Genomic DNA, 14,109 nt, shown 5'->3' on the forward strand with positions numbered 1-14,109 from the left:
TCATATGGGCGAAACAGGAAGCTATTTCTCCTGGTTTACGTAGAGTATTAAGAACTTTCAAAGGGTATTTACCCTATATTAAAAACACCTTTATCTACCATCATTTGACTAACGGTGCACTTGAAGGTATCAATCATAAAATTAAAGTACTTAAGAGAAATGCCTATGGCTATCGTAACTTTTCACATTTTAGAAATCGTATTTTATTAATCTGTAAGTTATATGTACCATATACCGTACCATCTACTTCACTAGTTGCTTAATAGTTTAAGTCAAAAGTGACGTACAAATAGCTCCTTCCCCGCACAACGTAGGGGAAGAGACATGTATCGTGTACATGTCGGTGAGCCGTACATCACTTTGTGACTTAAAATGAAAAGATAGTGACGTAACATTTGTGACATCACTACCTTTTATGAGTCATCAACCCTATTTGACATAGAGCCCTTTTTGTCTACATGAAATTAGGGCTAGTGGCTTATGCCATCAACCCTAAAAATTATACAGCCATATTATAGAACCAAATTTTTTTAAGAGATTCATGTTCATTCTTTTTTCTTATGAATATGGAAGCGGCGGGAGTCGAACCCGCGTCCAAACATATTGCCACAATCAATTCTACAATTATAGTTTATTTATTTATATTTCGCTTCTTTTTAGCCAATAAACAGGCATTAAAAGTTGCTAATCTGATAAATCTCTTTTACGCACTCCAGATGTAAGTTTGTAACGTATCCCATTCATTTAAGACCTGTCACTTACTCATGGGAGAAGTAAGGCAGATCTTCGCTCACTGTTTTTTACGCAGCGAAAGCGAAAGAATTATTTTGTGTTTTGTCAGTTATATTTAAACTGTGATGTTTTAACGTAGCCATCGCCTACGAATTGCCTTAACTGTTCAAACTATGCCTGTCGAATCCGTAACGCCCCCAAGTTATATAAATTCATTATATAGGAAAGTCATTAAAAGTCAAAGTAAAAAGCTACCGTCCTTTTCAGATGAAAAATAAATGCCACTCTAATAAATGGTGTTTATCATTTTAAAAATATAATAATATGTATTATGAACGATTATTTTTTGGTATCATATAAAAATGTGTGTATTAAAGAAAGATTTATTGCCTAATATAATGAATTTAGTATTGTTTTATCAACCAAACTATAATTGTTGTATAGTGTTGGAAGTTAGGAAATAAAGAAAAGTCTAACATTTAATCACTTTGTATCAACGTTGGAGTGAAAAATATTAGTTATTTTTATGGTATACTCAGAAAAAATCATAAACTTATAGATTATATATAGCTTTTTGTTTTGTGTAAATTTTAACATAATTAATTTGAATAAAACTATCTACAAGACAATGTAGGGTATTGAAATTTTATTTATTATTAAAACAGTATTTCATATTTTTATAAAATAAAAACGCTTGCGAAAAGTAGGGTTTTGATGTATGATTTAATTAAATAAAGGCAAAAAAGCTTTTTTTAATACATAATGTGAAAGTAATCACATGGAAAGAAGGAAATTATGAAAGTTTTTGCAAGTCCATCTCGTTATATTCAAGGAAAGGATGTTTTATTTACAAGCTTAGATCATATTAAAGCATTAGGAACAAAACCACTCGTACTTTGTGATGATGTTGTATATGATATTGTAGGAAAAAAATATTTAACTGCATTATCAGAAAATGAATTCAGTGCGACTCGAGTAGCATTTAATGGTGAAGCATCAGATAATGAAGTGAATCGTGTTGTAGCAGTAGGGAAAGCAGAAGGAAACGATGTTGTCATTGGTCTTGGTGGTGGTAAAACATTAGATAGTGCCAAAGCGATTGCTGATTTAATGGGAGTACCAGTAGTTATTGCACCAACAATTGCTTCAACAGATGCTCCATGTTCTGCTTTATCTGTTATTTATACAGATGAAGGTGCATTTGATAAATATATTTTCTATTCTAAAAACCCAGAACTAGTCGTTGTGGATACAAAAGTTATTAGTCAAGCACCAACACGTTTATTAGCTTCAGGTATTGCTGATGGATTGGCAACATGGGTAGAAGCTCGTGCTGTTTTACAAAAAAATGGTGAAACAATGGCAGGAGGTTATCAAACACTTGCAGGCATTGCAATTGCACAAACATGTGAACGTACATTGTTTGCTAAAGGATTAGAAGCAATGGCAAGTAATAAAGCAAAAGTTGTGACAAAAGCATTAGAAGAAGTAGTTGAAGCTAATACATTGTTAAGTGGTCTTGGTTTTGAAAGTGCTGGTTTAGCAGCTGCACACGCTATTCATAATGGATTCACAGCTTTAACAGGAGATATCCATCATTTAACACATGGTGAAAAAGTTGCGTATGGTACATTAACACAACTTGTATTAGAAAATGCTCCAAAAGAAGAATTAGATAAATACATTCATTTCTATCAATCACTTGGATTACCAACAACATTAAAAGAATTACATCTTGAAAATGCAAGTTATGAAGACTTATTAAAAGTTGGACAACAAGCAACTATTGAAGGGGAAACGATTCATCAAATGCCATTCAAAGTAACGGCAGAAGATGTAACGGCTGCTATTTTAGCTGTTGATGCTTACGTGACAAATTTAGCGAAATAAATGTGTTAATGCAAGAGCGATAAGGTTAGCTTATCGCTCTTTTTTGGGTTCTTCTTCAAATCGTGTTGGTCCAATACGATTTGAAGAAGAACCTTTTTATTGGCTAAAATAGACAATAATTCCATATTGTAAACGGATATGATAAGATACGTATAGACAGATTGATTTAAGAAAGGAATGTCATTATGAAAATTGAAGTATTTGATAAATTAGTGAATGAAACTGATGATTTTGATACTCGACAAGAAGTACAACGTGTTGAGTTAATTCTTGAAGGCTTAGGTAGTTTAGATAGTTTTGAAACAGCTTATGTGGTTTATGGAAAAGATGTATTTCCTGAAAAAGTTGAAACATTGATAAATGAACAAACAAATAATATTTTACCTCTAACATATATTGATGATGTGTTAGTGAAACAATCAGCACATTTAACAAATGAAGAATTTATAACACATAGTGGCATTGAATTTAGTATCGAAGAAGAGCATGAACATGATTGTAATGGAGGATGTTGTTGTGGACATCATCACTAATTTTAAAACGCCTTTATATGTGTTTGAAGATAAAATGATGATTTCTGAACAACTATACCAACCATTTGCTTGGGGAGATGTTTTTTTACGTGAAGTAAATCGTAACATTAACCAAACAATTTTACACATTTGGCCAATGCAAGATACTGTTATTTTAGGTATGCTAGATAGACGCTTGCCATATTGTGACAAAGGCATTAAACATATTCGCACGCATGGCTATCGTGCTGTTGTACGAAATGTGGGAGGATTAGCTGTTGTTGCGGATGAAGGGATTTTGAATTTTTCATTTGTGATACCAAAATTAAAATATGACAAATTCTCTATTCAAGATGGTTATTTATTTATGACAACATTTATTCAGGAATTATTAAAACCATATAAAGCATCTGTGGAGTATCGTTTAATTGAACATTCTTATTGTCCTGGAGATTTTGATTTAAGTATAAATGGGAAAAAATTCGCAGGTATTGCACAAAGACGATTTAAAGAGGGTGTGTCTATTTCTGTTTATTTAAGCGTGTGTGGTAATCAACAAAAAAGAGGAGAACTTATTAGAGATTTTTACGTTTCAGGTTTGCAAGACGAAGAAACGACCTTTAAATTTCCAGAGGTGCACCCAGAGGTTATGGCAAATTTATCCGATTTATTGGACGTATCATTGACCGTCAATGATTTAAAAATGGCGATGATCGATTTATTAGTATCTAAAAATGTTGATTTAAAAACTTTTCAAATAACAGATACTCTAAGAAAAGAATACCACTCTTTTTATGAAAAAATGATTGAAAGAAATAAAAAAGTATAAGACCTATTTGAAATGATTTCGATAGGTCTTTTTATATACTATTTAAAATTTGTGCCATTTCTTGAGGTGTTTCATTTGCACCCGTTTTTATCCAATAAAGGATAATTGCCTCCATGCTGGAGAAAAAAACCTCTTTAGCATATAGGAACGGAAGACTTTTATATTGTGAAATTTTTTGATGTAAAACAGGTGCTACTTTTAATAATTCTTCTAGGAATTTTCGGATTTCTATTGCTAAATGGACGCTTTGGTTCATAGATAATGCATAAATGAAATCAAAATTTTTCTTTAAATAACTTAAAGCCTCGATAATAATATCAATTGTATGTTCATTTGGATTATCAATAAGAATAATATTAAATAGATGAGAGGTCAATTCTTGTTTTAATTGTTCTAACAAATCGTATTTATCAAGATAATGCAAATAAAACGTGCCACGGTTGATACGTGCTTCTCGTGTTATCATGCTGATAGTAATAGTTTCAAAATCATGCTTTAATAGTAATGTTGTAAAGACTTTTTTTATAAGGGCTTTTGTTTCTGTGTGACGTTGTTGCATTGTATCTCCTTTATATGAACACTTTGAAATGGATTGTTTATTGCTTTTTAGATATGCTGATTATATACTGAAGGTAGTATTAAATCAACATGTTGTTTATTTAACAGAAAGAGGATATAAATGTCTTATATTGAAATGAAGCATAGCTATAAACGCTATCAAGTCGGAGAAACAGAAATTATTGCAAATCGTGATGTGACGTTTTCTATTGAAAAAGGCGAACTTGTGATTATACTAGGTGCATCGGGTGCAGGTAAATCAACAGTATTAAATATTTTAGGTGGAATGGATACGAACGATGAGGGAGAAATTATTATCGACGGTATTCATATAGAACGATATTCAAAAAAAGAATTAACAACATATAGACGAGAAGATGTTGGTTTTGTTTTTCAATTTTATAACTTAGTAGGAAATTTAACAGCAAAAGAAAATGTTGAATTGGCATCTGAAATTGTTAAAGATGCTTTAGACGCACAAATGGTATTAAAGGATGTTGGTTTAGAAAACCGTATCCATAACTTTCCTGCTCAATTATCTGGTGGAGAACAGCAACGTGTCGCAATCGCTAGAGCAGTTGCTAAAAACCCTAAAATTTTATTATGTGATGAACCAACTGGAGCATTAGATTATCAAACCGGAAAACATATTTTGCAGATTTTACAAAACATGGCACGAGAAAAAGGAACGACAGTTATTATTGTGACACACAATAGTGCATTAGCCCCTATTGCAGATCGAGTGATTTATATGCATGATGCGAGTGTGAAGAATATTGTAGTGAATGAGAAACCTAAAGATATTCAAGAATTGGAGTATTAAAAGGTATGAAAAGAAAAATATTTTGGAAAGATATTCGGCAATCGTTTTCTAAATCAAAAGGACGCTTTTTGTCGATCATTTCGTTAATGGCATTAGGTTCCTTTGCTTTAGTAGGTTTAAAAGTGACAGCACCAGATATGCAAGTCACCGGACAACACTATTTTAAAACACATCAAACGGCAGATATAAGTGTGTTAAGTGACTATGGTTTAGATAAGGGCGACAAAGATTTATTAGACACACTTTCTCAACAAGCGTTCATTGAATATGGCTATTTTAGTGATGTATTATTAAAAGATACGACTCAAACGTATCGCTTGCTGTCAAAACCAAAAAATATTTCACAATACGAGCTGGTTGAAGGGCGCTTGCCTGAAAAAGAAGATGAAATTGCTGTGTTTGATATGCAAAAAGATAAAGTGGCACTATCGGATACATTGACTTTTGAAGCAAGAGAACAAGATAAATTAAACAATCATACATTTAAAGTGGTCGGGTATATACGATCAACGGATATATTATCTAAAGTTGATTTAGGTGTGACAACTGTTGGAACAGGAGAGTTATCTGCTTATGGTATTGTGACAGAAAAAGTATTTGACAGTTCGGTTTATATGATTGCGCGTTTATTTTACCACGATTTAGTAGGTGCCAATCCGTACCAAGAAACGTATTTACAAAAGGTACACGCATACAAAGAAACAGTGCAAACATTGTTGAAGCAACAGCCTAAAAAGAGATTGGATAGTATCGTATCTAAGACACAAGAAATAATCGATGAAAAAGAAAGTGGCTTAAAGAATGCTAAACAAACGTTAACAGATGCACATTCACAATTAGAAGATGCCAAAGAACGTATTGATGAGGGGAAAGAAAAGCTTGAACAAGCCAAAGAAACATTACAACAAAGGAAAATTCAACTAGATAATGCACGTGAAGAGCTTGCCATTGCTCAATTTCAACTTGATGAAACTTATCAAATGCTACAAGAAAAAGAAGTAGCACTTCAAAAAGCGATTGCTATTTTACCAAAAGAACAATGGGAACAACAAGCTGTACAATTAGAAACTGGAAAACAATCTTATGAACAAGGACAAGCCCAGTTAAATGAACAAATAGAGCAATACACAAACGGTGTATCAGAGTATGAACAAGGACTAAAAACTCTTCAAGAAAAAGAAAGAGATTTATCGATAAATGAAGAATCACTTACAAATAAACGGCAAGAGTATTTTGTACAAAAACAAAAAGCGGATGTTGATATAAGTGATGGAGAACAAAAATTAGCAGATGCTAAAGAAAAATTGAGCGTATTAGAAGAACCTGTTTATCATGTGTATACTAGACGAGAAACACCGTGGTCAGCCGGATATCGTTCGTATGAAAGTAATGCAAATGTGATTGATGCTGTTGGAAATATCTTTCCCATTGTTTTGTATTTTGTAGCTGCATTAGTAACATTTACGACAATGACACGTTTTGTTGATGAAGAACGTTTGATTATAGGGACGTTTAAAGCATTGGGTTATACCGATAAAGATATTTATAAAAAATTTATAATATACGGCTTTACAGCAAGTATGATTGGTACACTAATTGGTGTTTTACTAGGGCATATTGTTCTTCCAAATGTTATTTATGATACGTATAGTCATAGTGTAAGTATCCCAAAAATTGAACTATATATTTATCCGGAATATATTTTCTTGTCATGCCTGTTAGCTTTCATTAGTGCTGTTTTACCTGCGTATTTAGTTGTTAAAAAAGAATTAAATGCTAAACCGGCACAATTATTGTTGCCAAAACCTCCTGTCGTATCGGGGGCAAAAATTTTATTGGAGTATGTAACACCTATTTGGTCACGTATGAGTTTTACACAAAAAGTAACAGCTCGTAATATTTTCCGATATAAAAAACGTATGTTGATGACTATTTTTGGTGTATCTGGTTCGATAGCACTTTTATATACGGGATTAGGTATTCGTTCATCCATTGAAGAATTGAGTACAAAACAGTTTGGTGATATTGTGACATACGATATGATTGTGGCACAAAAAAATCATATGACATCACAAGAAAAAATAGATTTATCTCATGCATTGTCATCTTCTGATGTGTCATCTTTTTTACCGACATATTCTCAAACATTGATAAAAGTTGCAGGAGTAAAAAAAGATGAACAACAAATAACAATGATTGCTGTTGATAATGAACAAAAAACAGCTTTTCAAGAGTATATAAAACTTCAAAATCGGCAAACACAAAAATCGATTGATTTAACAGATAGAGGTATTGTTTTATCGGAAAGATTGGCAATGTTACTAAATGTTAAGATTGGTGATACAGTTGTATTTCTTGATGAAAACAAAAATGAATGGAGCATGAAGATTTCAGGCATTACGGAAATGTATATGGGGCATTTTGCGTTTATTACGAAACGCTATTATGAAGAAGTGTTCAATAAGTCATTCAAAATAAATGCGTATTTAGTGAAATCCGTGGTTCATACAGACGAAAACATTCAAAAGAAAGCAACTGATTTTATGATGTTGAGTGGTGTCAAAGCTGTGGCACAAAATACAACGTATAAAAATCTCATTCAAACAGTTGTGACATCATTGAATAAAGTCATGTCGGTCTTGATTATATCGTCTGTGCTATTAGCTATTGTTATTTTATATAATTTAACTAATATCAATGTTGCTGAACGTATTCGAGAATTGTCAACGATTAAAGTATTAGGTTTTTATGATAAAGAAGTAACTTTATATATCTATAAAGAAACGATGTATTTATCTATTATTGGTGTTTTTGTTGGATTTGGATTAGGACATCTTTTGCATCAATATATTATTGGCATGGTACCACCAGATAATATTATGTTTAATCCAAATGTGGCGATGTATGTTTATATACTTCCTACTATTTTGCTGATACTACTACTCATTGGTTTAGGATATATTGTTCATCGTTATTTAAAAAAAGTAGATATGCTAGAAGCTTTAAAATCAGTTGAATAAATAATAAAAGAGGTGTTTTAGACGAACATCTCTTTTATCTTGTTGTAAAGTGGTATATACTATGTAAAGAGTAAAGAAAAAGGAGATGTAACATGAATAAATTTGCGATTATTTTAGCCGCAGGAAAAGGGACACGTATGAAGTCCTCGTTATATAAAGTTTTACATCATGTATGTGGAAAAGCAATGGTGGAGCATGTTGTTTCTCAAGTTGAAAAATCAGGCGTTAAAGAAATTGTAACGATTGTAGGCCATGGTGCTAATGATGTGAAAGATTTGATGAAAGATCGTTGTGTTTATGCGTTGCAAGAGGAACAATTAGGAACAGGTCATGCTGTGAAACAAGCGAAATCATTTTTAGGTGATAAAGATGGTATCACGATTGTGCTATGTGGCGATACACCACTTATTCAAGCAGAAACGATTGAAAAAGCAATGGCATATCATCTAGAAAAACAAGCGAAAGCAACCATTTTAACTGCAATTGCAGATGATCCAACTGGATATGGACGTGTCATTCGTGATGGAAATGGGCATGTTTTAAAAAATGTTGAGCATAAAGATGCAACAGAAGAAGAACGTTTGATTAAAGAAATTAATACAGGCACGTATGTGTTTGATAATCGTGCTTTGTTTGAAGCGTTAGAATATGTTAATAATGATAATGCACAAGGAGAATATTATTTACCAGATGTGCTTGAAATTTTGCAAAACAATCAAGAAATCGTGACAGCTTATCAAATGGATTCTTTAGAAGAAAGTTTAGGTGTCAATGATAGAGTTGCTTTACAACAAGCGAATGTACTAATGCGGAAACGTATCAATGAACAACACATGAGAAATGGTGTGACACTAATTGATGCTAATGCGACGTATATTGATAGTGATGTACAAATTGACTCAGATACGATTATTGAACCAAATGTTTACTTAAAAGGAAAAACGGTGATTGGACAAAATTGTTTCATTGGTATGAATTCTGAATTAGTTGATATGACACTTGAAAATCATATCACAGTAAAATCTTCTTGTTTAGAAAAATCTTATATCCATTCTTTCTCAGATATTGGTCCAATGGCACATATTCGTCCGAATACAATTTTACATGAGCGTGTCCATGTTGGAAACTTTGTTGAAGTAAAAAATACAATGATTGGTAATGATACAAAAATGGGTCATTTAACGTATGTTGGAGATGCAACATTAGGTGAACGTATCAACGTTGGTTGTGGTACGGTTGTTGTGAATTATGATGGAAAAAATAAACATCATTCAACGATTGGTCACGATAGTTTTATAGGATGTAATGCTAACATCATTTCTCCGGTAACGATTGGAGATGGTGCGTTTATAGCTGCGGGTTCAACGATTACAAAAGATGTTCCTGATAATGCTCTTGCGATTGCTAGAGGAAAACAAGAAAATAAAAAAGATTATGCGACTAAACTTCCTTATGCGAAAAAAGATTAAAAAATGTATGGTTTTTACTGGAAAAACGGTACCAATAGGAGTATTATAAGGGTAGTGTTAAAAAATAATTGTTATAATCGGAGGAATTCATAATGGTACATTATTCTGATCCAAAGTTGAAGATTTTTTCTCTAAGTTCAAATAGACCTTTAGCCGAAAAAATTGCTGAATCTGTTGGAGTAGAATTAGGGAAATTAACGGTCTCACATTTTAGCGATGGAGAGATTAAAGTCAATATTGAAGAAAGTATACGTGGCTGTCACGTTTATGTTGTACAGTCAACATCACATCCAGTCAATGATAATTTAATGGAATTATTGATTATGATTGACGCATTAAAACGTGCGAGTGCGAAAACAATCAATGTGATTATGCCATATTATGGTTATGCAAGACAAGACAGAAAAGCAAAACCGAGAGAACCAATCACATCAAAATTAGTAGCCAATATGATAACTCAAGCAGGAGCAGATCGCTTATTAACAGTTGATTTGCATGCTGCACAAATCCAAGGATTTTTTGATATTCCGGTAGACCATTTGTTAGGTGCTCCGTTACTGGCAAATTATTTCTTGGAAAAAGATTTAGATTTAGAAGAAGTTGTCGTGGTATCACCAGATCATGGTGGTGTAACACGTGCAAGAAAATTAGCTGAATTCTTAAAAGCACCGATTGCGATTATTGATAAACGTCGTCCGAAAGACAATGTTGCCGAAATTATGAACATTATTGGGAATGTTGAAGGAAAAACATGTATTTTAATTGACGATATGATTGATACAGCTGGAACTATTTCTCTAGCAGCGAATGCATTAAAAGAAGTAGGACATGCAACAGACGTTTATGTATGTTGTACGCATGCTGTGTTATCTGGCCCAGCAATTGAACGTTTAAATAACTCTATTATTAAAGAAGTTGTTGTGACGGATACGATTGATTTACCAGAAGAAAAACAAGGCGGAAAAATTGTGACGGTATCTGTTTCTGAATTGATGGCAGAAGCAATTACACGTATTCATGAAAATAGACCAGTCAGTCCACTATTCATTGAAAAATTTTCAAAACATAAATAATGAGTTCAAAGATGTGAAACAACGTTGAGTTGTTTCACGTCTTTTTTTGTTATATCTATATTTTTGCTTGAGTATAGAAAAATAGACGAATTTATGGTAAAGTATAAAGTGAGTTTTACTGTCTAAAAGAGCTCTATAAAGGAGAAGTGTATGACACCTGAACAGTTTATATTATTACTTGAAAAACATGGTATTCATTTAACAAAAGAACAAGAAAACCAATATGATACGTATTATCGTATGCTTGTGGAATGGAATGAAAAGATGAATTTAACGGCTATTACAGAACAAGCCGATGTTTACTTGAAACATTTTTATGACTGCTTAACATTAGCCATTCATACAGATTTATTAAATGAACCCATTCGTGTTTGTGATGTTGGTGCAGGTGCAGGTTTTCCAAGTATACCATTAAAAATTGCACTACCACATTTGCATATAACCATTGTTGATTCATTAAATAAACGTATTACCTTTTTGAATGAGTTAGTTCGTGTATTAGCATTAAAAGACGTTGTTTGTTATCATGATAGAGCAGAACAATTTGGTCAAAATAAAGTATATCGTGAAACATTTGATATTGTAACCGCACGAGCTGTGGCAAGATTGAACTTATTAACAGAATTTTGTTTGCCCTTAGTGAAAAAAGGTGGCTATTTTGTGTCGATGAAAGCTACTAGTACACAAGAAGAAAAAGAAGAAAGTCAAAAAGCAATCACATTATTAGGTGGACAATTAGTAGATGATATTTCTTTTGAATTACCGCAAGATGCGGGAAGTCGACATATTATTATTGTGAAAAAGACAAAAGAAACACCAAATAAATATCCAAGAAAAGCTGGTATACCGGCTAAAAGTCCAATTAGATAGGAGGATAGTATGGGAAAAGTTATTGCAGTTTCAAACCAAAAAGGTGGCGTTGGTAAAACGACAACAGCTATCAATTTAGGTGCGTCCTTAGCTTATTTAGGAAAAAAAGTATTGTTAATTGATAGTGATGCACAAGGAAATGCGACCAGCGGTCTAGGTATCAATAAAGCTGATGTTGAACATAAAGACATATATAGTGTTTTAGTCGATGACTTAAACATCAAAGAAGCTATTTTTGAATCTAGTCGTGAAAATTTATGGGTTGTACCAGCCACTATCAATTTAGCAGGTGCTGAATTAGAATTGTATGCTGTAGAAAGACGAGAACAATTATTAAAAAGAGCTATTCAACCGATTATTGATGAATACGATTATATTTTAATTGATTGCCCCCCTGCTTTAGGAGCATTGACGTTAAATGCTTTTACAGCAAGTGACTCTGTCTTAATTCCTGTACAATGCGAGTATTATGCGTTAGAAGGATTAGGACAATTATGGAATACAATTCGATTGGTGCATCAAAATTTCAATAAAGAATTAAAAATTGAAGGAGTACTTTTAACGATGTTAGATGCACGCACAAATTTAGGTGCAGAAGTAGTTGAAGAAGTACGTAAATATTTTAAAGAAAAAGTGTATGATACGATTATTGTGCGAAGTGTACGCTTATCAGAAGCACCAAGCTATGGACAAGCTATTATTGATTACGACAAACGTTCAAAAGGTGCCAAGCTATATTTAGACTTAGCAAAGGAAGTGTTAGATAATGGCAACTAAAAAAGAGAAACAAACAAAAGGTTTGGGAAAAGGTATTGGTGCTTTGTTTTCTAGTCCAATGGAAGATTTTGAGTCGATTGATTTAGATAATGAACAAGTCGAAGAAATTTTATTGAGTGATATTCGTCCAAATCCTTATCAGCCAAGAAAAACATTTGATGAGCAGGCTTTAAATGAATTAGCAGAGTCTATTAAACAAACTGGCGTTTTTCAACCCGTTATTTTAAGAAAATCAAGTATTAAGGGATATGAGATTGTTGCTGGAGAAAGACGTGTACGTGCGTCTAAATTAGCAGGGAAAGAAAGTATACCTGCGATTGTTAGACAACTTGATGAACCATTGATGATTGAAATTGCTGTGGTTGAAAATTTACAACGCGAAGATTTAAATCCACTAGAAGAAGCTCAAGCGTATCATACATTAATGACAAAATTGTCATTAACACAAGCGCAAGTAGCAGAACGTCTAGGAAAAAGTAGACCGTATGTAGCTAATTACATTCGTTTGTTAGGATTACCTCAAATTGTTAAAGTGATGTTAGAAAATCAAGAGTTGACAATGGGTCAAGCAAGAACACTATTAACCCTTGAAAAAGAGGAAGATATTGTAGCATTAGCCAAAAAGACAATTAAAGAAGGTTTGACTGTTCGTCAATTAGAGGAGATCGTACAAAAAATGTTAGTACCTCAATCTCATACAAAAACGAAAAAACAACGTGAAAGCAGACCGTATTATGTGGTTGAAAGTGAAGAGCGGCTAACGGATAAGTTTGGTACATCTGTACATATTATTGAAAAAGGTAATAAAGGTAAGATTGAAATCGAATATTTATCTAAAGATGATTTAACACGTATTTTAGATATATTAAATATTCAATTTGATTAGGAGAGTATTATATATAAAATAGTGGCATTATCAAATGAAGAAAGTGATATACTTGATGAATTGTTGCAAATATATGATGAACAATATATAACATACAAAAAAATAGGTGACATTCAAATTGGTATAAAACAAGATGATAAATTGATTGCAGGTTTATCGGCAACTTTGACAACATGCCGCATTTATATACCTCGAAAGTTTTTGTTGATGAAGCGTATAGACGTTAAGGATTAGGAAGAATGTTGATGCAAGAAATGGAAACTCGTGCAAAAAAATTAGGTGTCAATATTATTCGACTAGATACATTTAATTGGTAAGGTAGAGATTTCTATTTAGCACTAGATTACGAAGAAGTTGGTTTTTATGAGCAAATAGATGATGCGTACTCAGAGCATTTTTTTGTGAAACGACTATAACAAAAAAGAAAGGTAAAATCTATGGCAGTACAACAAAAGGTTTATGGCTTACATGATATTGTTGAAATGAAAAAGCCGCATGCATGCCAAACGAATCGTTGGGAAATTATTCGTATGGGTATGGATATTCGGATAAAATGTGAACATTGTGGGCATCTTGTGTTAATGCCACGCAATGATTTTAATAAAAAAATAAAAAAAGTATTGGTGAAAGTTGCACCGATACATACACAAACAGTGGAAAAATAAAGGAG

At 32.7% G+C, this 14,109-nt stretch carries 14 protein-coding genes and 1 other RNA gene; 13 read left to right on the plus strand and 2 right to left on the minus strand.

What is annotated here, in order from left to right; all coding sequences use genetic code 11:
- A partial coding sequence (locus GMA11_RS03900) for a transposase (RefSeq protein WP_163545913.1) occupies nt 1–263 on the plus strand: 263 nt, incomplete at its 5' end.
- Nucleotides 264–564: 301 nt separating this feature from the next.
- On the opposite strand, the gene ssrA is transcribed toward GMA11_RS03900, so the two are convergent.
- Nucleotides 565–931: a transfer-messenger RNA gene (gene ssrA, locus GMA11_RS03905) on the minus strand.
- Nucleotides 932–1,527: 596 nt separating this feature from the next.
- Here ssrA and GMA11_RS03910 point away from each other — a divergent pair.
- From GMA11_RS03910 to GMA11_RS03920, 3 genes are all read left to right on the plus strand, one after another.
- Complete coding sequence (locus GMA11_RS03910) at nt 1,528–2,622, plus strand: glycerol dehydrogenase (protein WP_163545914.1); 1,095 nt, start codon at nt 1,528–1,530, stop codon at nt 2,620–2,622.
- 185 nt (nt 2,623–2,807) lie between these two features.
- Nucleotides 2,808–3,155: an arsenic metallochaperone ArsD family protein gene (locus GMA11_RS03915; protein WP_163545915.1), complete on the plus strand. Its 348-nt coding sequence runs from the start codon at nt 2,808–2,810 to the stop codon at nt 3,153–3,155.
- Nucleotides 3,115–3,963, plus strand: coding sequence for a lipoate--protein ligase family protein (locus GMA11_RS03920; RefSeq protein ID WP_163545916.1), 849 nt, complete (start codon nt 3,115–3,117; stop codon nt 3,961–3,963). Before GMA11_RS03915 ends, GMA11_RS03920 begins: the two co-directional genes overlap by 41 nt.
- A gap of 31 nt (nt 3,964–3,994) precedes the next feature.
- On the opposite strand, the gene GMA11_RS03925 is transcribed toward GMA11_RS03920, so the two are convergent.
- Entirely contained in the window at nt 3,995–4,522 is a 528-nt protein-coding gene (locus tag GMA11_RS03925; RefSeq protein WP_163545917.1) for a TetR/AcrR family transcriptional regulator, read from the minus strand.
- A gap of 120 nt (nt 4,523–4,642) precedes the next feature.
- On the opposite strand from GMA11_RS03925, the gene GMA11_RS03930 reads away from it, so the two are divergent.
- The 9 genes from GMA11_RS03930 (at nt 4,643) to GMA11_RS03970 (ending at nt 14,104) form a co-directional block, all read left to right on the plus strand.
- A complete protein-coding gene (locus tag GMA11_RS03930; RefSeq protein WP_163545918.1) occupies nt 4,643–5,344 on the plus strand; it encodes an ABC transporter ATP-binding protein in 702 nt (233 codons plus the stop codon).
- 5 nt (nt 5,345–5,349) lie between these two features.
- A complete protein-coding gene (locus GMA11_RS03935) occupies nt 5,350–8,364 on the plus strand; it encodes an ABC transporter permease (protein ID WP_163545919.1) in 3,015 nt (1,004 codons plus the stop codon).
- Nucleotides 8,365–8,456: 92 nt separating this feature from the next.
- Nucleotides 8,457–9,833 (plus strand): bifunctional UDP-N-acetylglucosamine diphosphorylase/glucosamine-1-phosphate N-acetyltransferase GlmU, encoded by a 1,377-nt coding sequence (gene glmU / locus GMA11_RS03940; protein WP_163545920.1) that lies wholly within the window; start codon nt 8,457–8,459, stop codon nt 9,831–9,833.
- A 92-nt stretch (nt 9,834–9,925) separates the two neighbouring features.
- On the plus strand, nt 9,926–10,906 hold the full coding sequence (locus GMA11_RS03945; protein ID WP_163545921.1) for a ribose-phosphate diphosphokinase: 981 nt from the start codon (nt 9,926–9,928) through the stop codon (nt 10,904–10,906).
- Between the two features lie 150 nt (nt 10,907–11,056).
- Nucleotides 11,057–11,776: a 16S rRNA (guanine(527)-N(7))-methyltransferase RsmG gene (gene rsmG, locus GMA11_RS03950; RefSeq protein ID WP_163545922.1), complete on the plus strand. Its 720-nt coding sequence runs from the start codon at nt 11,057–11,059 to the stop codon at nt 11,774–11,776.
- Between the two features lie 9 nt (nt 11,777–11,785).
- The gene (locus GMA11_RS03955; RefSeq protein ID WP_163545923.1) at nt 11,786–12,553 is read left to right on the plus strand and encodes a ParA family protein; all 768 of its coding nucleotides are present in this window, start codon (nt 11,786–11,788) and stop codon (nt 12,551–12,553) included.
- Nucleotides 12,543–13,439: a ParB/RepB/Spo0J family partition protein gene (locus GMA11_RS03960; RefSeq protein ID WP_163545924.1), complete on the plus strand. Its 897-nt coding sequence runs from the start codon at nt 12,543–12,545 to the stop codon at nt 13,437–13,439. The genes GMA11_RS03955 and GMA11_RS03960 overlap by 11 nt, the downstream gene beginning before the upstream one ends.
- Before the next feature lie 21 nt (nt 13,440–13,460).
- Nucleotides 13,461–13,673, plus strand: coding sequence for a hypothetical protein (locus GMA11_RS09295; protein WP_240332465.1), 213 nt, complete (start codon nt 13,461–13,463; stop codon nt 13,671–13,673).
- 203 nt (nt 13,674–13,876) lie between these two features.
- The gene (locus GMA11_RS03970) at nt 13,877–14,104 is read left to right on the plus strand and encodes a DUF951 domain-containing protein (RefSeq protein WP_163545925.1); all 228 of its coding nucleotides are present in this window, start codon (nt 13,877–13,879) and stop codon (nt 14,102–14,104) included.
- The last annotated feature ends 5 nt before the right edge of the window (nt 14,105–14,109 follow it).

It is taken from the genome of Granulicatella sp. zg-ZJ, assembly GCF_010892355.1.
GTDB lineage: Bacteria > Bacillota > Bacilli > Lactobacillales > Aerococcaceae > WM01.

Excerpts from the sequence above, each read along its gene's own strand:
- GMA11_RS03910 (WP_163545914.1), top strand. The coding sequence starts at position 1,528 with ATGAAAGTTTTTGCAAGTCCATCTCGTTATATTCAAGGAAAGGATGTT.
- GMA11_RS03915 (WP_163545915.1), top strand. The coding sequence starts at position 2,808 with ATGAAAATTGAAGTATTTGATAAATTAGTGAATGAAACTGATGATTTT.
- GMA11_RS03920 (WP_163545916.1), top strand. The coding sequence starts at position 3,115 with ATGATTGTAATGGAGGATGTTGTTGTGGACATCATCACTAATTTTAAA.
- GMA11_RS03925 (WP_163545917.1), bottom strand. The coding sequence starts at position 4,522 with ATGCAACAACGTCACACAGAAACAAAAGCCCTTATAAAAAAAGTCTTT.
- GMA11_RS03930 (WP_163545918.1), top strand. The coding sequence starts at position 4,643 with ATGTCTTATATTGAAATGAAGCATAGCTATAAACGCTATCAAGTCGGA.
- GMA11_RS03935 (WP_163545919.1), top strand. The coding sequence starts at position 5,350 with ATGAAAAGAAAAATATTTTGGAAAGATATTCGGCAATCGTTTTCTAAA.
- glmU (WP_163545920.1), top strand. The coding sequence starts at position 8,457 with ATGAATAAATTTGCGATTATTTTAGCCGCAGGAAAAGGGACACGTATG.
- GMA11_RS03945 (WP_163545921.1), top strand. The coding sequence starts at position 9,926 with ATGGTACATTATTCTGATCCAAAGTTGAAGATTTTTTCTCTAAGTTCA.
- rsmG (WP_163545922.1), top strand. The coding sequence starts at position 11,057 with ATGACACCTGAACAGTTTATATTATTACTTGAAAAACATGGTATTCAT.
- GMA11_RS03955 (WP_163545923.1), top strand. The coding sequence starts at position 11,786 with ATGGGAAAAGTTATTGCAGTTTCAAACCAAAAAGGTGGCGTTGGTAAA.
- GMA11_RS03960 (WP_163545924.1), top strand. The coding sequence starts at position 12,543 with ATGGCAACTAAAAAAGAGAAACAAACAAAAGGTTTGGGAAAAGGTATT.
- GMA11_RS03970 (WP_163545925.1), top strand. The coding sequence starts at position 13,877 with ATGGCAGTACAACAAAAGGTTTATGGCTTACATGATATTGTTGAAATG.